Genomic DNA, 19,065 nt, shown 5'->3' with positions numbered 1-19,065 from the left:
TTGTAAAGGAGCGTTGTTTTACGTTTCCACGCGCTAGATCATACCATCGTATCGTTTTAAGAATTCATTGGCCAAGCCGGGTTGAGTCATTAGACGGACCGATTGATTCTCGGTGTCCTCTGCCAGTTCGTCATCGGTTAACGACACGAAGAACGTAATGTCTGCTTTGGTTTGTCCATAGCGGGCAAAAACATCGTCGGCAGTCTCATTCACCACTTTGGCGATGATTCGAATGATATCATCCTTATACTTATAAACATCTTCTGTAACATATAATAGCCGGCTGATGTGGTTAAAGTGCGAGTCATCGCCATACTGGTATTCGGAACAGCCCCATCTGTAATAGATCATATCTTCCTCACTGTCATACAATCCTTGCTCTTTCATATCCGAGATATGCCTGGCCAGGGATTCCTCTGTATTTACCGCCAGAAATAGAGTAACCCAATCACTGTCTGTCCCAAAAGCACAAGCATACACTTTTGCATGCTGCACCTTAGCCAACGTTTGTTCCAAATCGGATAGAAAACCTGTTCTAAAATGGTCCTCGAATTCTTTTAAAAAGGGGTTCATTTAGCTCATCCTTCCATTATTATGATAAGTTGAGATACCGGATAATTTCACTTGCCACTTCGCTATTTCGCTGAGCCCAGCAGGCCCTGGACATCGGTCACCGGAGGTCTCCCGTACTGGCGTGCATATTCGCGGCTGAATTGGGAGGGGCTCTCATAGCCTACGCGGAAGGCGGCATCGGAGGCTTGGAGGGATTCGGTTAGCATGAGGCGGCGGGCTTCCTGCAAGCGGATGACCTTCTGGTATTGCAGCGGACTCATGGCAGTGACGCGCTTGAAGTGCTTGTGGAAGGCGGAGGTGCTCATATTTACGGACTCTGCAAGCTGTTCAACGACAAGGGATTGATCGTACTGCTTAGTGATCACTTGGATAGCTTGAGCAATCCGGTGCGCATGGCTGCCGATGATGGCGAATTGATGCAGGTGTGCGCCTTGGTCGCTCTGAAGAACGCGATAGAGAATTTCCCGGATAATGAGTGGTGCCAGAACAGGGATATCCTGTGGCGCATCGAGTAACTGGATAAGCCTTACAATGGCTTCGAGTAAGTGCTCAGAGGTTCGGGCCACGGTGATGCCAAGAGATGTTTCACCCGCAACAAGGGTGGAGTCCGCCATTTCTTTTACAATGTCCAGGATGGTGCCAGGATCGAAGCTTAGCTTGATGCCCAGAAACGGATGATCAGGCGAAGCTCCGGTTATTCTCCCGTTGATCGGCAGCTCAACCGAAGTGACCAGGTAAGTGGAAGGATCGTAATGATAAGTTTCGCTGGACAGGGTGGCTGCTTTGGCTCCTTGGGCAACGACACAGATCGACGGCTTATAGACAGACTCCAGCGGTTCCGCTGCATCCGTGGCGTGCATCAACTGCAAGGAAGGGATATGCGTCTGGTGGGTGCCTGCCGATGGAGCATGGCGAAGGATCAGCGCAGCCAATTGCTGTAAAAGCGGGCCGGTCCGCAATGTATCGTTCAAGTTAGTATCCTCCTTTTTACATATACGTAGGGTTTGCTGTTAATCATAGCGAGTAGAAGAGAAATAGGCAAGAAGTGAACAGGTCTGTTATAACGAAATACTCTTCGATTGCTTTACAATGAATCCATAAGGCCAACAGATCATCATCCGGCCTAAGCAAACTTAAGGAGAGTGGTCTAAGTGAGTCAGAACGGAAAAGTAGCCATCGTTACAGGTGCGTCACGGGGTATTGGAAGACAAATCGCCATTCAACTGGCCGGGTTAGGAAAAAAAGTGGCTGTCAATTATTCATCTAACCGGGGAAAAGCGGACGAGGTCGTGCAAACTATTAAGGAATCTGGCGGGGAAGCGATAGCCATTCAAGGTGACGTAAGCAAGGTGAGTGAGGTCGAAGCCCTGTTCTCGGAGACAATCGGGCAATTCGGGCGCATTGATATTTTGGTGAATAATGCCGGAGTTATGGAATGTGTGCCTATCACAGACGTAACGGAGGAGATGTTCGACCGGCAATTTGCTGTCAATGTCAAAGGCACTTATTTCGCCTGCCAGCAAGCGATGAAGCATATGGAGCGGGGCGGAACAATTATCAACTTCTCGACCTCTGTATCGGGTGCAATGCTGCCAACCTATAGTGTCTATGCTGCAACCAAAGGGGCAGTCGAGCAGTTAACCCGCCAGTTAGCGAAGGAATTCGGAGCGAAGGATATCGTTGTGAATTGCGTTGCACCCGGGCAAGTATCGACGGAGTTATTCCTGAACGGGAAATCTGAGGAACTGGTGGATTCCTTCCGTCGGATGAATGCTTTTGGACGGCTTGGCGAGCCTGAGGATATTGCGAATGTGATCGACTTGCTTGTCAGTGACAAGGCCCGCTGGATTACCGGACAGACGATTCGCGTCAACGGCGGATTCAACTGATCCAGATGATGAGTTCCTGCCTCTATCGTCTATGGTTTATAATGGATGAAAAGGAGGGGACAAATTGAATAAAGGCATGTTGCTTGTTCTAAATGGAACTTCAAGCTCCGGGAAGAGCTCCATCTCGGCTGAACTTACGAAACAGAAAGAGATTCCGTTTTATCATGTGTCGATTGATGATTTTTTCATGAATTACAATGATTTCATTAATCATAAATATCCGGATGAGCCTGTACGCGAAATCGACCATCAGGTGGTCTCGCAAATACTGGATGACTCCATAATCTCCGTGTACTATTCGACGATTAAGCTGTTATCGGAAATGGGCTTCAATGTCATCGTGGATACCGTATTCGACAACGATAAGAGATTTAATGAGTTTTGGGATCATTTTGCCGACCGGACTACGTTATTTGTTGGTGTCCTATGCTCCCGGGAAGAGCTTATCCGAAGAGAGCAGGCCAGAGGCGACCGGCAGATTGGACTAGCGGATGCGCAGTTCGACAGCGTCTATAGCTTTGATGAATATGACCTCGAAGTGAACACGGAAGAGCTGACTCCGGCAGAATGTGCTGAACAGATCCTTAACTATATTAAGTCCAATCAGGAATTCTCGGCATTTCAGAAATTGCGCAAAAGAGTCTAATTAACGGCATGAACAACAGGCTTCTATAAGTGAATGCTCCCCACATGGCAGGCAGGTGAGAGGTTAACCTGTTCACGGTATGGGGAGTTTTTGCTATGTGCTTGACTATGACGTTGCGTCATAGTGCATAATTCACTGTAAGAATAGATGACTGGAAGTGACTAAGATGAATATAACAGCATTGCGTTCAGACCACATTTATCAAAAGGTGATTCAAGCCTCGCCGGAAGACAAGCTGGAGTTATTCCGACACGAAATGTTGGCTCCCTTTATGAAACAATGGCAAATCCAACAGATTCCTTTTAGAGCTGAAGAAGCAAAAGGTTTCGACGTGATTTCGTTTAATAGTATGATGAACCGGGCACCTGATCAGATGACCCGGATTATTTTACCTGAGGTAGAATGGATCTCTTCGGATTCGTTCTGGTCCGAGTGTGAGCAAGCCGTAACCACAAGCCTCCGTCTATTTATCGAACATGGAATAAGTCTTCCTGTATCTGACTATTTATTCACTGTTCAACTGGGAGATCCAGAGAATCGTGCCTTGACTATAAACGAAGGGTATAGCGGCTTTGGGGGGATTCCCGGGTTTATCTGGATTACGCTCTTGCCCAATCAGCATACCATTGCCCGGATGAAGACAGCGCTGGCGCATGAATGCAACCATAATGTCCGCTATCAATACATTCAGTGGGACCATACTGTTGATCTGGGCGAGCTTATTGTAAGTGAAGGATTAGCGGAGAATTATGCCACCTCCCTGTTTGGTGAAGAATTGCTGGGGCCTTGGGTAACGAGAACTGATACGGAAACCCTTAACAGGCGTATTAAGCCCGTGCTCCGCGAGCAGCTTCAACTAACCGGATTTCATCATTTTGCCCCGTATCTTTACGGTGACGAGCTTGCGGAGCTTCAGAACTTTAAGCCGGTCAATATGCCTTACAGTGCTGGTTACGCATGCGGGTATCATCTAATCAAGTATTACTTGAGAAAAACAGGCAAGACAATTTGGGAGGCCACCATAATGCCTGCTGCGCAAATACTGGAAGAAGTAAAGGGATATTGGGATGAAGAAACCATTATTAGCGGTTAAAGAGATCGTTCAGATTACAGGCATTACGGCGCGGTCTCTGCATTTCTACGATAAAATCGGTTTATTTAAACCGGCACAGCTAACGGAAAAAGGATATCGCTTATATGACCGCAGCAGTTTGGAGAAACTGCAAACCATCCTGATCTTGAAGGAAATGGATTTTTCCCTGAAAGAAATTGCGGACATTGTAAAGCTGACCCGGGAAGAACAGAAGCAAGTATTGAAGAAGCACAGACAAACGTTATTAGCAAAAAAACAAAGACTGGAAAATATCATGACAGCTCTGGATGAATATGTTTCAGGGAATGATGTTAGTACTCTGCATATTTTCGACCATTCCCCGATCCTGCCCTTGAAGGAACAGTATGCGAATGAGGCGGAGATTATTTATGGAGAAACAGAGGCGTACCAAGCCTATGATGAAGTGATGGCCAAGATGTCGGCAGAGGATCAAGAGAGATACTTCTCCGGTTTTGAGGAAATATTCAAGCGAATTGTGGCTTGTTCCGGTCAGGAACCTTCCTCTGATGAAGTCCAGCAATTGATTGAAGAGTGGAAAATAATTCTAATTCAATTCATGCCGTGTGATGCGGAGTTGCTAGCTTGTATTGCCCATAATTACAAATACGATGCCCGGTTCAACAACTATTTCAATCAATTCAAAGAGGGGGCAGCAGATTTTCTGTATAGTGCAATAATGTATAACATCAGCTACTGACATAACGTTGTCAGGAAGGGTGGGTATAATGAAGACTATATTAACCTACAAACGCGAATATTAGGAGGCTATATTATGTCAGCTATTGGACCCGATTTCATCTCCCTTCAGGTCAGCGATCTTGAAGGCTCTGCTGAATTTTATCAACACTATCTTGGACTCGTCCGTTCACAGGCGGGCCCGCCTCATGCGGTGGTGTTTGAGACGAAGCCTATTGCATTTGCACTTCGTGACCTCATGCCGGGAGTCGAACTCAGTACGGGGACTCAGCCTGGACTTGGTGTTGCGCTATGGCTCTATGCCCCGGATACGCAAGACATTCACGATAAACTCGCAGCAGCAGGCGTGAAAATCACATCCGCTCCCATCGACGGTCCCTTTGGACGTACCTTTACCTTCGCCGATCCGGACGGTTACCTGATAACTCTTCATAGTAAAGGCTGATTCACACCACAAGAAGACAGTGTTTCTGTACTGATTAGCTCCCCACACGGTAGACAGGCGAGATAAGGCCTGATACTTTGTGGGGATTTTTTTGAAGGCGGTCATTATTAGAAATGAAAGGGGCTACCCCTAATGAACCTTGATATCATCATCAATTTCCCAATCGAACCGCATGAAGTACCAGTATTAAGGGAACTGGCGGGGTGGGAGGGCAGGCAGGCGGATTACCCGGCGGTATTCGAGCGCTGTAACTTTTGGGCGGGGGTACGGGATGAGAGGAGTTTGGAGCTTGTAGCGTTCGGTTATGTTGCCGGAATGGGCTTGCAGCATGGATATATGGAGGACATCCTGGTGCATCCTGAATATCAGAGGAAGGGATTGGGGCAAGCTCTGGTAAAGAGGTTGCTTCAGGAAGCGGAGCGTTTCGGACTAGAGATTGTCACCCTGACCTATGATGTCAAGCATACTTCCTTTTATGCCGGATGCGGATTCACCCCTTGCGCTGGAGGCGTCTGGAGGAGAGCGATGTAAGCCAAGCCGAGGCAGCAGTGGCAGCCGTCCAGGCCGGAATGGAAGCCCCCACCCCTTGTCTTTTCTAACACCACTGTGTTATCTTAGGATATATTTTCAGGGAGTCATACAGAAGAGGTGAAGCACCATGATTATCCGGCAGATTTTCAATAACAATGTGATTCGGGCTGAAGATCAGGTCGGACATGAATACGTTATCATTGGAAACGGATTAGGCTTTAAAAAGAAGGCGGGGCAGCGGGTCGAAGAGGAACGGATCGAGAAGACCTTCATGCTCAAACCTGAGAAGGTTCCGCGCAAATTGATTGATCTGATCGGGGAGACGTCTGTTGAATATTTCTCGCTGGCCGATGAGATTATCGCTTATGCCAAGGCGGAGATGGGCGACATTTTCAATGACAATATCTATATCACATTAATTGATCATATTCATTTTGCGATTGCCCGCTACCGGAAGTCGATGAATCTGAAGAACGCCTTGTTCTGGCAGATCAAGAAGTTCTATCCCAAGGAATTCGCTATCGGTGTGCAGGCGCTGAGTCTAATCCGCAAGCATTTTGACATCGAGATGGATCAGGATGAGGCGAGCTTCATTGCGATGCACTTCGTCAATGCCCGGCAGGATGGGCAGGAGATGCAGCGGACGGTCGAGGTGACCAAGGCGATGAGCGATATCTTCAGCATTTTGACGGAGGAATACCAGGTTAAGCTTAATGAGAATTCGTTCAATTATTCCCGGTTCCTCACCCATCTCCAGTACTTCCTCCAGCGTATGATCAGCGGGGAACAGGAGCGGTCTGCATCGGGCGACAACTTCCTGTATGACCAGATTAAGGTGAAGTTTCCTAAGGCTTTTGCGTGTACGGGCAAGATCAACCGCTACCTGGAGCAGACGTACGGGAATGCCATGTCCATTGACGAGAAGGTCTATCTGACGATTCATATTCAGCGGGTAACCTCAAGAGATATGAACCCGTTGGATTAAAAAGGGAGTCAAAAAGGGCTTGCAAACGATTACTTAATCCGCTATATTGGAGTCACAACTTAAATCTAAGGATTGTTACTGCTACAGCAGGCGATACCTAAACGAGATGTGGATCACACCGGTGTGATCTCACAACTTTCGTTTAGGTTTTTTTTATGCCCATTTTTGGCGGTAAAGCAAAGGAGAATCAGCATGGATAACAAAAAAATGTCGGAAGACATCATCCGTCTCGTAGGCGGAGAGCAGAATATTAACGACCTAGTCCATTGTGCCACCCGGCTGAGATTCAGCCTCAAGGATAACAAGAAGGCCGAGCGGGAGACGCTGGAGAAGCATCCGGGCGTCATTACCGTGGTGGAGAGCGGGGGACAATTCCAGGTTGTCGTGGGAAGCAACGTAGCGAATGTATATGCCGAAATTGTCAAAAGCACCAGCTTCCTGTCCAGCACCTCCACAGATACGCAGAATTCCGGCCAGAAGACCTCGGCGGTATCGAAGGTGTTCGAGGTTATCTCCGGGAGCTTCTCCCCGCTGATTCCTGTAATGGCCGGATCGGGGATGCTGAAGGCGCTGCTGACGGTACTTACGTTGCTGGGCTGGATGTCTGATTCAGGCGATGCCTACAAGATTCTGTCTGCGGCCGGCAATGCCGTCTTCTACTTCCTGCCGATCTTCCTGGGAATTACCCTGGGCATCAAGTTAAAAGCGAACCCATACGTAGCAGGAGCAATCGGCGCAGCGCTAATGGAACCGAACTTTACGGCGATGCTGGAGGGGGATGGCGGACATTCCTTCCTTGGAATTCCGGTGGTGATGGTCAGTTATGCCTCCAGCGTTTTCCCGATTTTCATTGCGATCAGCATCTATGCCTTACTGGATAAGTTGCTGAAGAAGATCATCCACAAGGATCTGCAAATCTTCATGGTCCCGATGCTCTCCCTGATGATTATGGTACCGCTATCGGTGATCGCCTTCGGTCCATTCGGTACAAGTGTCGGCGACTGGATTGCTTCCGGTGTGACCTGGCTGATTGGCGTAAGCGGCATCCTGTCGGGGGTTGTACTCGGCGGGGGGATGACCTTTATGGTTGTGTTCGGACTCCACTGGGGCTTCACCCCAATCACGCTGCAAAATATCGCGAACGGCGGTGACCCGATTGAAGCGATGGCTTCAGCGGCGGTGTTTGCCCAGATCGGGGTGGCCTTCGGAATCTTCCTGAGAGCCAAGAAAGACCGGAACCTGCGGAGTATCGCCGCCTCTTCCGGGATTACCGGACTGCTGGCCGGTGTCAGCGAGCCGATTGTATACGGCCTGATTCTCCGCTACAAGCGGGTGATTCCAATCGTTATTATTGCCGGGGCACTGGGCGGAGCGATTAACGGACACTTCGGTGTACTGTATACGGCTTATGTGTTCCATAATATTTTCTCGATTCCGGTGGAGCAGCCGATGTCGATCTTCATTGTCTCGATGGTGGTCTCCATGGGGACAGGGCTGCTGCTGACCTGGCTGTTCGGCTATGAGAGTAAGAACAAATTGGAGGCTTCCGCTCCAGCAACAGTAACTGAACAGATTCAGCCGGACAAGCCGGCAGCACCAGTGGTGGACTTGAAAAAGGAACTGATCTTCAGCCCGCTGACCGGCACAGCCTTCCCGCTTAGCACAGTGCCGGACGATGCATTTTCCACCGGGGCCATGGGCAGAGGGCTGGCGATTGATCCTGTAATTGGAGAGGTGGTAGCCCCGGTGGACGGGACGGTGACCTCCATTTTCCCGACAGGTCATGCCATTGGCATTACGTCCACAGCCGGAACAGAGGTACTGATTCATATCGGAATTAATACGGTTGGCCTGAAAGGCAAGCACTTCACACCAGTGGTCAAGGAAGGCGACCGGGTGAGCCAGGGCGATCTGCTGATTCGCTTCGATCTGGAGCAGATCCGGGCGGCCGGGTATCAGACGATTACGCCGGTGATCGTAACCTTGACGACCAAAGAAGTCGAGATTTTCGAAACGGACCAGCAGCAGATTGAGCAGAACGAAGTGCTTTTGACATTGGTGGATTAATACAAGACTGAGGAGGAATAAGGTATGCTGCACAAACAACTTCACGCTTTTCCAGAGAATTTCTTGTGGGGGGGCTCCACTTCGGCTTATCAGCTGGAGGGTGCCTGGGATGAGGACGGCAAAGGGCCTTCGGTGATTGATCTGGCCAACCATGTAGAAGGGGTGACGGACTTCAAGGTAGCCAGTGACCACTACCATATGTACAAAGAGGATGTGGCCCTGATGGCAGAGATGGGCTTCAAAGCCTACCGCTTCTCCATCGCCTGGAGCCGGATCTATCCGCAAGGAGACGGAGCTGTTAATCCGAAGGGGCTTGAATTCTACAGCAATCTGATCGACGAGTTGCTTAAATACGGCATTGAGCCTATCGTCACGATGTACCACTTCGATCTGCCTTACGGGCTTGAAGAGCGTGGAGGGTGGTCCAATCGGGCGACGATCGATGCTTTTGAACAATATGCCAAGACATTGTATGAGAATTACGGGGACCGCGTAAAGTGGTGGCTGACCATCAACGAACAGAATATGCTGATTCTGCATCCGGGATCGATCGGAACCTTGAATGAGAATATGACCGATCCGCAAAAAGAGCTCTACCAGCAGAACCACCATATGCTTGTTGCGCAGGCAAAGGCCATGGTGCTGTGCCATCAGATGCTGCCTGAAGCGAAGATTGGTCCTGCACCCAACATCGGTGTGATCTATCCGGCCAGCTCCAAGCCAGAGGATATGCTGGCCGCAGATAACTATGCTGCGATCCGCAATTGGCTCTACCTGGATATGGCGGTCTATGGACGTTATAACCATATTGCCTGGAGTTATCTAGTGGAGAAGGGCTATGAGCCGAAGATTGAGGAAGAGGATATGGATATCCTCCGGCAAGGCCATCCGGACTTCATCGCCTTCAACTATTACACTTCGCAGACCGTTGGGGAGAGCAAAAATGACGGCAACGACTTCTCCCACACGGGCGATCAGCACGAAATCGTTGGCGAGCCGGGAGCATACCGGGGGTCAGTGAACCCTAACCTTCAGACCACAGAATTCGGCTGGGAGATTGATCCGGTGGGCTTCAGAACAACGCTCCGCCAGATTTATTCCCGTTACCACCTGCCGCTGATTGTTACGGAGAACGGTCTAGGGGCATTCGACAAGCTGGAAGAAGACGGAACGGTAAATGATGCGTACCGGATTGAATTCTTCCGCAAGCATATTGAACAAATTCAGCTCGCGCTTACCGATGGGGTAGATGTGTTCGGCTTCTGTCCTTGGTCAGCGATCGATCTGGTCAGCACGCATCAGGGCTCCAGCAAACGCTACGGCTTCATCTATGTAGACCGCGAGGAGTTCGACCTGAAGGAGCTGCGCCGCATCCGTAAGATGAGCTTCTACTGGTATCAGAAGCTGATTGCTTCCAGAGGCGAGATTCGCTGATTGTAATTACACAGGGTTGTCCCGGTAGCCACGAGAGGCTGCTTGGGGCAGCCCTATTTTTTCTTCCAAATCATGCACAACAAAACCGGTACAATCGCCGTCTATACATAAAGAATGGAAAATAGTCTCAAAGGAGTGTGAACCGCAAGTGTTAAAGAAACTGGCTATAACCCTACTTATGACGACGATGGTGTTCAGTGCAGGCGTAGCGGGTCCAGCGCAGGACAAGGCCCAGGCTGCCGGTGCTGGTACTGTGCAGGCCAAGACAGCAGATCAATTATATCCGGTTGAAGTGAACGGGAAATACGGCTTCATCAACGGCAAGGGCAAGGTGGTTATTGAAGCGGTGTATGATAGTTATGGTTACTCAGGAATGCCCGGAGGGACGGTGTATGTCGAGGACCATGCGGCTAAAAAGCAATATTATTTCAGTTCGGCCGGTACGAAGCTGTTTGAATATAAGCTGAGAGACGCCGGCATTCTGTATAATGACCGCGCGCTGTATACAGCGAAGGTTCAACTCGCCGGCGGGGCCACGGCGACCCGGTACGGGTATATCGATAGCCAAGGCAAGGTGGCCATACAGCCAATCTATGTCCGGGCATTTAATTTCTCCGAAGGTCTGGCCCGGGTCAATATGGGTAAAGCCTCGGGTTACATTAACACAAAGGGCAAGCTTATCGTTCCTTACAGATATAGCTTTACTTCTGATTTCTCGGAAGGCATGGCGGCCGTTACACTTGCCGTTGGCGGCAAATACGGCTATATCGACACCACCGGCAAGCTTCGCATCACCCCCCGGTATGATTACGCCACACCGTTCTCCGGCGGGGCGGCAGTTGTGTATGTGAACGGCAAATACGGCTACATCGACAAAACAGGCAATTACCTGATTAAGCCGCAGTTCAGCATGGCCCAGCCGTTCTCGGAAGGTCTGGCGTTCGTCGAGCGCAATGGAGCCACCTTCTATATTAATAAGAAGGGCGCCAAGGTCATTCAGGGATTCACGGCTGGAGGTTTGTTCAAGGGCGGTCTGGCTCCGGCCAGCCCGGGGCAGAGGTACGGCTATATTAATACCTCCGGCCGCTTCGTGGTTAAGCCGCAACTCTATTGGGCCGCTGATTTTAAAGGCGAACTGGCAGAAATCACCCTGCTGGTTCCAGATACTCGCGAGGAAATCAGAGGGTACATGAACCGCAGCGGAACCATCGTCTGGCCGCCGGCTTCCGAGCTTCCGGGCGGAGTGGTGAAACCGTAACTAAATTAATCGATCAAGGGTAGAGGAGGCAATAATATTCCATGGGCAACGACTTATACAGAAAACTAGGGGCAGCCTTTCTGATTACGGCCGCGTTAATCTACACGATCGAACGTGTAGGTACATTGATCGCTCGAAATTATGAAATTTCTGCGTTATACGAAGCCAACTTGTTGAGTTTCCAGCCTAATACTCATATCGCAGGCTTCTTCGATAATCTCTTTGTGCCAATCCTTACGTTGATCGGTGTGATTCTATTCGTATACGGTTTTCCGAAGAAAACAAAATAGGAGAGTGAACAGCGATGAACAGTGGTGAAAGGTTTACGAACCGGGTCGATTCCTATTTGAAGTATCGCCCAAGCTATCCACAAGAGGCTATTGATTATTTGTACGACAATATTGGTCTGCGCCCGAACAGTAAAATAGCAGATATCGGTTCTGGCACTGGGAGCCTGTCCAAGCTGCTTCTGGAACGCGGCAGCGAGGTAATCGCGGTCGAGCCCAATCAGGCCATGCGTGAAGCCGCAGAGCAAAGGCTCTACAGCAATCCGAACTTTCAAAGTAAATCAGGGTCTGCGGAAGCTACCGGGTTACCGGAGCAGTCGGTTGATTTTATTGTCTGTGCGCAGGCATTTCACTGGTTCGACCAGGTAGCCGCGCAAACGGAGTTCCGCAGAATACTACAGCCTGGCGGGAAAGTCATACTCATATGGAATTCCCGGCTTACAAACGGTACTTCATTTCGTGAAGAGTACGATCAACTGCTTCACACCTACGGAACCGACTATGAACAAGTGAATCATAAAAATATTTCTCAGGCGATGCTTCGCTCTTTTTTCAAAGAGAATACGATGCATAAAAGCCAGTTTGAAATGACTCAGGAGTTCGATTTCGAGGGTCTGAGCGGCCGGCTGTTATCCTCCTCCTATAGCCCTGTTCCCGGACATCCGAATTACAATCCGATGATGACAGAGCTGCAGAATATATTTGACAGGCATAATCAGGACGGAATGGTTCCATTTGAGTATGAAACTGAGATTTATTGGGGAGAAGTATAGTCAAAAGGTGTACACATGATCCTTAATATCCGCCCAGGCCAGCGTTCCATCCGGCATCCAGCCCAGCATTGTGCCTGCGGCCACGAACGTGAAGGACCGCTCCTGTGTGTCGTACACCTGAATGGCGCCTGTGCCGGATTTGAAGGCTGCGAATCGGTTGTCGGGTGACCAATTCAGCCCGGATAGCAACAGGTCATTATGCGGCTGACGCTCATGCTCTGCGAGATCCTTCTTTAGCTGGTCTGTGATCCGCTGATCCTGCATCACCGTGGACGTTCCGCTTCCGGTGTTGTAACGGACTTGTCCAAGCGGGTTATGCTCACCTCTGTCTGCGGGAAGGATCAGATTTGAATCGTCCTCCCAAGTCAGAGAATAGACGAACAGGAAGCCGTCACTATGGGAGATGAAGGCGGCGTTCTGCTGCGAATGCAGTATTTTCCCCTTCTGATCCAGCACCGTCAAGTCCGCCCCAGGTCCAATGTATTCGTCATGAGCAGTTAATACAGCTATGCGCTTGCCGTCAGGCGAGGAGGACATGCCGTAGACCGGCTTGCTGAATACATGAAGCTTCGTACGGGTGAAGCCCTTCAGGTCTACCCGATACAGCGTCTTATTGCCCGAGATCATATAAGTGAAGTCCCCATAGAAGCGGTCAGAATACATCTCATGGTAACCATAGTCATTGCCGTAGGCACCCTTCTCCTGAGCAAAAACCGGAATCTCCAGCGCCTCGCCTGTCAGGGCGTGCACCAGATGATGCTTCTCCTGTCCGTAGAACAGATAGGAAGGGGCACCCGATTCCCGGGTCTGAATGGACTTGATCCAGCCCGTGTTCCAGGCAGGTACTACGCGCCGGGTACCGGAGGTGACGCCTTGGAACAACAGACTGCCCTCACCGTCTCCAGCTCTGATCACTACCGTGTTACGGTACGGCTGCTCTGTACTGGCATACTTCCGCCCGTCTGCGGTAACGGCTTCATCCAGATTGAACGTCCCGGACCAGACGTTGCCCTCATCGAGATGCAGGCGGATTTGCACAAACCGCGGGGACTCCCATTCCAGCGTGTAACGGAATTCAGTCTCGGGATCACTGGTCTGCAGACTATTCTTTATCGCTTGCTCCAATGATTTTTTATCGATATCGCTGTTCGACTTCACTTGTATCAGTTGTCCACCGCCGCCGATCACTTTCAATTGCTCAATATAGAGCAGCGGCTCCTCCTCGCTTGAAGGTGCTGAAGTGGTAGGTGTGGCTGACATAGCCGTGGGTGACCCTTCTGCGGGTGAGGATGGGGACGGGGAAGAGCCGTTCACACCGGCCTTGTCTGCCCCCTGACACCCTGAGAGCAGAGCTGCCGCCAGCACAATTGCTGCCATATAGCGCATATAGAAACCTCCTGTAATGTTCGATTGTCCTATTGTTTTCAGAGAATAGATAGATTTTCCATATTGTTATGGACGCGGATGTTGCACAGAAGTTGCAGATGCGGGTTTGACTTCCATTCTCTGGATGGCTACCATGGAAGCAAAGCTTTGGCTGATAAGCCATAATTAGAGGTGATCCTAGATGATAAGAGAAGTAGAGATGCAGACTCATTCCTTGAAAGAAATGAAAGACTTTTATGAGAATACTCTTGGGCTGGCGGTATTCCAGGAACATCGGGCATCCTTCAGTGTACGAGCGGGCGAGTCCAGTCTAACCTTCAATGAGTCTAACCCAAGCAGACAGCCGAAATATCATTTTGCCTTCAACATTCCTGAGAATCAGATTAATGAAGCGTTGTGCTGGATTACTCCGAAGGTGTCTGTCATTCCTAATGAGGGCCAGGAGGTCGTGCACTTCGAGTCCTGGAATGCCGATTCCATCTATTTCTATGATCCGGCAGGTAATCTTGTAGAGCTGATTGCCCGGCACAATCTGAACAATTCCGCCAATGAATCATTTTCTCCAGCCAGTCTGTTATGTGTAAGTGAGATCGGGCTGCCTGTACCCGATGTGGAGGAGGCACTGCTCAAGCTATCCCGAGTAGGGATCGTTCCTTGGCAGGATTATAGTGGCCAGTTCGCTGCTGCCGGTGACGAGCATGGGCTGATTATTGCTGTGAAGCAAGGCCGGGTCTGGTTCATGTCTGATCAGGAGGAAGCCTATCCGCATCCGCTAACGATCAGGACAGATGTCTGTGAAGTGACGCTGGATGCTTCAGAGGGGTTGAAGGTCCAGGGGCTTCGTTAAGCTAACCGTACAGAATGAATATAACGGTTCTTTCTTTTGACTTCCCGGCTACGAATGTCTACCCTGAAGTTACATAATAAGGAAAGCGAGTGAACTTATGAATAGATGCGCTGACAGGCTGAACGTTGTCTTTCGGGACACGGAAGAGGTTAAGCTGTCACGCCAATCCACTTCCGTGTAGGCACAACAGATACGGAGGGATAGCTTTTGAAGAATACGCAAGCAGGCTTTGAGTACAGTGGGGATTATTATGAAGCAATCGGAGATTTCATGCGGGAGCAGTATTTGACATTCGGTTTCGCCCAGGGAACGATGCAGGAAGTAGACTTTTTAATGGAGTTAATGAATCTGTGGCAGGGTACCCGCACCCTGGATATTGGCTGTGGTCCGGGGCGGCATAGTCTGGAATTGGCCCGGCGCGGAATTAGAACAGTGGGCGTGGATATTTCTGCGGAATTTATCAGGCACGCGAATCGGGAAGCGGCAAAAGAAGAGTTACAGGCAACATTTCTGGTGACGGATGCCCGTGAGTTAACGTTTGAGCAGGAATTCGATGGCGCAATTTGTCTGTGTGAAGGGGCCTTTGGACTGGCGGGCTGTGAAGAGAATCACCGGAAGGTCCTTAGAGGAGTTCATCGGGCGCTGAAGCCGGGTTCTCTATTTGTTCTTACGGTAATTAATGCGCTTAACTTAGCCCGGCGTATACAGGATGAGTCGTTATTTGACCCGTATTCCTGCACCGTAATCGATAAAGAAGAAGTTCTCAGTCCCGAGGGCGAATCCAAAGAGGTGTTGATCTATACCACCGCTTTTACCTTCCGGGAATTGCAGATGATTCTGGTCAGTGAGGGCTTTGCAGTGGAGGCCGCATATGGCTGTACCGCAGGACAATTCGGGAAACAGCCTTTACAGCTCGGCAGTATGGAGATTATGATGGTTGCCCGCCGTAAGTAAATAGTAGTGTTGTGAATAAGCAGCGGTAGCCGGGACTCTTAAATGGGCCAGGGCTGCCGCTGTATTTTGATATGCGCCCGTCTGAGTTAGTTTACTGGACCTGAAAAGAGTTTCAAAAAAGAAACTGAGTTGAGAAGATTATGCAACTTTTGGAAGAGCGGTTCAGTCTATTATGGTGAGGTGACAAATCAACAAGTGGAGGATATTCCATGAACTACAAAAGGAAAGTCGTGTTTATTGGTTTGCTGCTTGGTGCTTTATTAGCAGGTTGCAGTCAGAATGTAAATTCATCTTCAAATACTCCTGCAACTGAAAATTCAGCCAATAATGAAGGTGAAGGAATGACAGAAGCCGAGCCGTTCTCTTATACCGCAGAACAAAAAAAAGAAATTAGTGAAGCTGCTAAGAAAGCCGGATTAGATAAAGTCTATATCCCTACAGTAGAATTAGGTGTCGATGATTTTCTGGATCGTGTTGAAGCTAAAGACAATCAAGTCCGTATTGTATTTTTTCGTGGTGCAATCACTCAATCCAAAGAAGAACTTAAACCAACTAACGAGATTGCTTCGACTAAAAAAGTTGAGCTTTCTAAAGATGTATCTGGGGAGTGGATTGCTCAAGAGAACGAAGTGCCGTATTTATACTTTGAGAAAGACGGATTATATTTCAGTATGAGTTCAGCTAGAACCCTTTTTCAGGCTGATTATGAGAGAGCAGCCGCTTCGCTTGAACCATTAACAGTTCAAGATACGGCAGGGACGAAAACAATTCCTTACGGAATTACAAACAGTAGGGCCATTAGCTACGGAACATTTTCTGAATTGGATGCACAAACAGATATTGTTGTTAAGGGAACGAAGGCCGGGGCTCAGGAAGTAGTTCTGAAAAAAGAAGATGTGGACGGATTGGTTATTGACAATCGCACATTATCCAAATTTGTACTGAGCGATGTATTTAGAAATAATACCGGTTACACGTTGTCTAGCGGGGAGACCATCATCGTCCAAGAAAATGCAGCGGCCGGCTCATCAAGAGTTTACAGCACATTAGGATATCAGTTGATGAATGAAAATGAAGCATACTTGCTGTTTTTGAGAGAGAGTCTCACTGATCCTGGTGTATACATTATCCGTGGCGTTGTTTATGGTAAAGTACCTGTTGCGGGTGAAGGCATTCAATCTAAGAGCACTGCTGATGATATACAGTTTAAAGGAGATGATTACACCAGGGTACAATTAGATACTATTTTTGAGGACGCCAGGAAAGCATATCTAAACTGAGTGTAAGTGATCTTTGTATAGCAAATGAACCTTTTCCCCGCTCCGTTTGTTTATAACTTGTCAGGCTCTGAGTAGTGAAGCTTAGCAACCAAAGCGGGGGGATTAAAGGTGTCTATGATATTGGCTATGCATATTGCTACACATCTGCTTACGGGCAGTTTTATTGTATCGATTGTGCTTATGCGCAAGGAGATTTCTTTTAAGGAAAAAGTGGTTCTGCTCGGACTGACCTCGTTCCTGGGCATTGTGCCGGATCTGTTGGGGAACAGGTATGTATCTCCTTGGTCGCATTCCATTATAGTCATGGGGCTGGTTATGGTTCCGATCGTGTTCCTGTTCAGGCTGCTGCTGAAAAAATATTCGTATACCCAGTTATATCTGTGTCTAGCGGGGAGTGTGCTGGGGCATATTCTGGTAGATTATTTGGGACATGGGGTCCATTTGGTCTATCCGCTGTCCAGGGAAGCTTATACGCTGCCCTTGATCTATCTCGGTGATCCTACGGTTTGGATGCCTATGTTAGTGGGGGTTATGAGTTTTGTGCTTCCGGTGTCGTTGGGCAGAAGACGGGTGCTTAGTTCGGGTTGTGCTGTGTTTCTTGTCCTGTATCTCAGTCTTAAGCTTGCCATGCTAATGCAACTGGAACAAGGGCTTCCGCGTAAATTCACACTCACTCCACAGGCTGCCATACAGGTGTCTCCGCTGGGAGATAATCAGGTGCACAAACTGAGCGATTTTTGGAAAATGGGGTTTGATGTCATCGACTCTCAGCGAAGGGTGCTTGGGGTGTTGCCTGTCTTGGGCGGAGAGGTCCGTTTAGACTTGAATATGATCTTTGCCGTTAAGAGTGACGTTGTCCGCAGCAAGACGGGAAAAGACGGGCTGGAGCAAGTATACCGGAAGCTCCCTGCCGGGGATGAGGCTTCATTTGAAGTGATGGAGGAGAGCGGGGAAGGGCCTGCCGGAGAGATTGTTGCACGGGACCGGGAGGGGAATCCCCGTTGTTTCATTTATAAGGATGGAACTTGGGTGGAAGAACAGAGGGAATAGACTATTGCAAAGTAGGGGGAGCGCGTGGAGGACATTCAAGCACTTATTCAAAAGCTAGACTGGGACACACCTGAAGCCGAACAAGCGGAGGCTATTCACAAGCTCCAGGACATCCGCGATGGTGAGCTCCATCTATTGCTGCAGCCGCTGGGCAAAGGGTATTGGGACGGAGCAGCGGAGGTCATTGTTCGCCTTGGCTTTCCCCGTGTGAAACCTATCCTGCCGGGACTGCTTGAGTGGATTCAGGATATGAATTGGCCAGGAGCTGCCCAGATTGCTCCTTTTTTGAGAGAGATCGGGAATCCGTTAATTCCATATATTCAAGATGTGTTCAGGAATCAGAGTCAAGATGAGGAATGGATGTACTGGATCTTCGAAATGATCCTTGATCACTGGAACAAAGAGCAGATCACTCCACTCCGTGAAGATTTGATCCGGCTAAATGAAGGAGGAACAATTGCTCTGAAGGCCTTGCGGACGCTATGGGTCCACCAGATCTATCCGGGAGAAGCCGTTTTACTACTATTAGAGGACAAGAAGCAGAGAAGTCTCACGGAGATCGCCCAGCTGGAGAATGCGTATCCCGGCATCGATTGTGAAGCGCTGCAACGAGAATTCCGTGAAGGGATCTTCACACCGGAACTGTCCAGAGCTTATATTGAGCAGCATCGGGAAGAAATCAGCTTCTGTTACCGGAAATCCAGTCTTCATGACTTCGTAAGTGAAATTGAGGAACTGGTTAGAGAGGTGTCAGGGTCCGAGTAACACCACGCGCTGAAGGATCAGTCAGTCAATGCTCCGGCCTAAGAATAATCTTAATGCAATCTTAATGTCTTTGCGTAATCCTTAA

The 19,065-nt window shown here is 49.2% G+C and carries 20 protein-coding genes; 17 read left to right on the top strand and 3 right to left on the bottom strand.

Going from position 1 to position 19,065, the window contains the following annotated elements; genetic code table 11:
- Positions 1-33: 33 nt before the first annotated feature.
- Positions 34-516: a DUF4303 domain-containing protein gene (locus tag C173_RS26055; RefSeq protein ID WP_235192027.1), complete on the bottom strand. Its 483-nt coding sequence runs from the start codon at positions 514-516 to the stop codon at positions 34-36.
- A 119-nt stretch (positions 517-635) separates the two neighbouring features.
- Positions 636-1,544, bottom strand: coding sequence for an AraC family transcriptional regulator (locus C173_RS26050; protein ID WP_036730523.1), 909 nt, complete (start codon positions 1,542-1,544; stop codon positions 636-638).
- A gap of 180 nt (positions 1,545-1,724) precedes the next feature.
- Between C173_RS26050 and C173_RS26045 the strand changes: the two genes are divergently transcribed.
- The 12 genes from C173_RS26045 (at position 1,725) to C173_RS25990 (ending at position 12,698) form a co-directional block, all read left to right on the top strand.
- Entirely contained in the window at positions 1,725-2,462 is a 738-nt protein-coding gene (locus tag C173_RS26045; protein WP_036730521.1) for an SDR family oxidoreductase, read from the top strand.
- A 76-nt stretch (positions 2,463-2,538) separates the two neighbouring features.
- On the top strand, positions 2,539-3,108 hold the full coding sequence (locus C173_RS26040) for a chloramphenicol phosphotransferase CPT family protein (protein ID WP_442792675.1): 570 nt from the start codon (positions 2,539-2,541) through the stop codon (positions 3,106-3,108).
- A gap of 166 nt (positions 3,109-3,274) precedes the next feature.
- Positions 3,275-4,201 carry a DUF2268 domain-containing protein gene (locus C173_RS26035; protein ID WP_036730516.1) on the top strand — a complete coding sequence of 309 codons (927 nt, stop codon included), beginning with the start codon at positions 3,275-3,277 and terminating at the stop codon, positions 4,199-4,201.
- Positions 4,176-4,919, top strand: a complete 744-nt coding sequence (locus tag C173_RS26030; RefSeq protein ID WP_036730514.1) for a MerR family transcriptional regulator — start codon at positions 4,176-4,178, stop codon at positions 4,917-4,919. The genes C173_RS26035 and C173_RS26030 overlap by 26 nt, the downstream gene beginning before the upstream one ends.
- Before the next feature lie 75 nt (positions 4,920-4,994).
- Positions 4,995-5,363, top strand: coding sequence for a VOC family protein (locus C173_RS26025; RefSeq protein ID WP_036730507.1), 369 nt, complete (start codon positions 4,995-4,997; stop codon positions 5,361-5,363).
- A 132-nt stretch (positions 5,364-5,495) separates the two neighbouring features.
- Positions 5,496-5,894 carry a GNAT family N-acetyltransferase gene (locus C173_RS26020; protein ID WP_036730505.1) on the top strand — a complete coding sequence of 133 codons (399 nt, stop codon included), beginning with the start codon at positions 5,496-5,498 and terminating at the stop codon, positions 5,892-5,894.
- A gap of 127 nt (positions 5,895-6,021) precedes the next feature.
- Positions 6,022-6,879, top strand: coding sequence for a BglG family transcription antiterminator LicT (gene licT / locus C173_RS26015; protein ID WP_036730503.1), 858 nt, complete (start codon positions 6,022-6,024; stop codon positions 6,877-6,879).
- A gap of 192 nt (positions 6,880-7,071) precedes the next feature.
- Positions 7,072-8,946, top strand: a complete 1,875-nt coding sequence (locus C173_RS26010) for a beta-glucoside-specific PTS transporter subunit IIABC (RefSeq protein ID WP_036730501.1) — start codon at positions 7,072-7,074, stop codon at positions 8,944-8,946.
- A 24-nt stretch (positions 8,947-8,970) separates the two neighbouring features.
- Positions 8,971-10,380, top strand: coding sequence for a glycoside hydrolase family 1 protein (locus tag C173_RS26005; RefSeq protein ID WP_036730499.1), 1,410 nt, complete (start codon positions 8,971-8,973; stop codon positions 10,378-10,380).
- Positions 10,381-10,528: 148 nt separating this feature from the next.
- Positions 10,529-11,638 carry a WG repeat-containing protein gene (locus C173_RS26000; RefSeq protein WP_036730498.1) on the top strand — a complete coding sequence of 370 codons (1,110 nt, stop codon included), beginning with the start codon at positions 10,529-10,531 and terminating at the stop codon, positions 11,636-11,638.
- 41 nt (positions 11,639-11,679) lie between these two features.
- On the top strand, positions 11,680-11,928 hold the full coding sequence (locus C173_RS25995; protein WP_036730497.1) for a hypothetical protein: 249 nt from the start codon (positions 11,680-11,682) through the stop codon (positions 11,926-11,928).
- Positions 11,929-11,942: 14 nt separating this feature from the next.
- Positions 11,943-12,698, top strand: a complete 756-nt coding sequence (locus C173_RS25990; protein WP_036730496.1) for a class I SAM-dependent methyltransferase — start codon at positions 11,943-11,945, stop codon at positions 12,696-12,698.
- Here the strand turns inward: C173_RS25990 and C173_RS25985 are convergent, their stop codons facing one another.
- On the bottom strand, positions 12,699-14,084 hold the full coding sequence (locus C173_RS25985; RefSeq protein WP_036730489.1) for a hypothetical protein: 1,386 nt from the start codon (positions 14,082-14,084) through the stop codon (positions 12,699-12,701).
- Positions 14,085-14,265: 181 nt separating this feature from the next.
- On the opposite strand from C173_RS25985, the gene C173_RS25980 reads away from it, so the two are divergent.
- From C173_RS25980 to C173_RS33075, 5 genes are all read left to right on the top strand, one after another.
- Positions 14,266-14,931 carry a VOC family protein gene (locus C173_RS25980; protein ID WP_036730487.1) on the top strand — a complete coding sequence of 222 codons (666 nt, stop codon included), beginning with the start codon at positions 14,266-14,268 and terminating at the stop codon, positions 14,929-14,931.
- Positions 14,932-15,138: 207 nt separating this feature from the next.
- Positions 15,139-15,885 carry an SAM-dependent methyltransferase gene (locus tag C173_RS25975; RefSeq protein ID WP_051478427.1) on the top strand — a complete coding sequence of 249 codons (747 nt, stop codon included), beginning with the start codon at positions 15,139-15,141 and terminating at the stop codon, positions 15,883-15,885.
- A gap of 209 nt (positions 15,886-16,094) precedes the next feature.
- Positions 16,095-17,165, top strand: a complete 1,071-nt coding sequence (locus C173_RS25970; protein WP_036730485.1) for a hypothetical protein — start codon at positions 16,095-16,097, stop codon at positions 17,163-17,165.
- Positions 17,166-17,279: 114 nt separating this feature from the next.
- Complete coding sequence (locus C173_RS25965) at positions 17,280-18,215, top strand: metal-dependent hydrolase (RefSeq protein WP_036730483.1); 936 nt, start codon at positions 17,280-17,282, stop codon at positions 18,213-18,215.
- 24 nt (positions 18,216-18,239) lie between these two features.
- A complete protein-coding gene (locus tag C173_RS33075) occupies positions 18,240-18,980 on the top strand; it encodes a DUF5071 domain-containing protein (RefSeq protein ID WP_051478424.1) in 741 nt (246 codons plus the stop codon).
- The last annotated feature ends 85 nt before the right edge of the window (positions 18,981-19,065 follow it).

The organism is Paenibacillus sp. FSL R7-277 (assembly GCF_000517965.1).
GTDB lineage: Bacteria > Bacillota > Bacilli > Paenibacillales > Paenibacillaceae > Paenibacillus_AQ > Paenibacillus_AQ silagei.
The sequence above is the reverse complement of the archived record's forward strand: the minus strand, read 5'-3'. Positions and strand labels throughout refer to the sequence as shown.

Coding starts and splice junctions, on each gene's coding strand:
- C173_RS26040 (WP_442792675.1), top strand. CDS start 2,539: ATGTTGCTTGTTCTAAATGGAACTTCAAGCTCCGGGAAGAGCTCCATC.
- C173_RS26035 (WP_036730516.1), top strand. CDS start 3,275: ATGAATATAACAGCATTGCGTTCAGACCACATTTATCAAAAGGTGATT.
- C173_RS26030 (WP_036730514.1), top strand. CDS start 4,176: ATGAAGAAACCATTATTAGCGGTTAAAGAGATCGTTCAGATTACAGGC.
- C173_RS26025 (WP_036730507.1), top strand. CDS start 4,995: ATGTCAGCTATTGGACCCGATTTCATCTCCCTTCAGGTCAGCGATCTT.
- C173_RS26020 (WP_036730505.1), top strand. CDS start 5,496: ATGAACCTTGATATCATCATCAATTTCCCAATCGAACCGCATGAAGTA.
- licT (WP_036730503.1), top strand. CDS start 6,022: ATGATTATCCGGCAGATTTTCAATAACAATGTGATTCGGGCTGAAGAT.
- C173_RS26010 (WP_036730501.1), top strand. CDS start 7,072: ATGGATAACAAAAAAATGTCGGAAGACATCATCCGTCTCGTAGGCGGA.
- C173_RS26005 (WP_036730499.1), top strand. CDS start 8,971: ATGCTGCACAAACAACTTCACGCTTTTCCAGAGAATTTCTTGTGGGGG.
- C173_RS25995 (WP_036730497.1), top strand. CDS start 11,680: ATGGGCAACGACTTATACAGAAAACTAGGGGCAGCCTTTCTGATTACG.
- C173_RS25990 (WP_036730496.1), top strand. CDS start 11,943: ATGAACAGTGGTGAAAGGTTTACGAACCGGGTCGATTCCTATTTGAAG.
- C173_RS25985 (WP_036730489.1), bottom strand. CDS start 14,084: ATGCGCTATATGGCAGCAATTGTGCTGGCGGCAGCTCTGCTCTCAGGG.
- C173_RS25980 (WP_036730487.1), top strand. CDS start 14,266: ATGATAAGAGAAGTAGAGATGCAGACTCATTCCTTGAAAGAAATGAAA.
- C173_RS25970 (WP_036730485.1), top strand. CDS start 16,095: ATGAACTACAAAAGGAAAGTCGTGTTTATTGGTTTGCTGCTTGGTGCT.
- C173_RS25965 (WP_036730483.1), top strand. CDS start 17,280: ATGATATTGGCTATGCATATTGCTACACATCTGCTTACGGGCAGTTTT.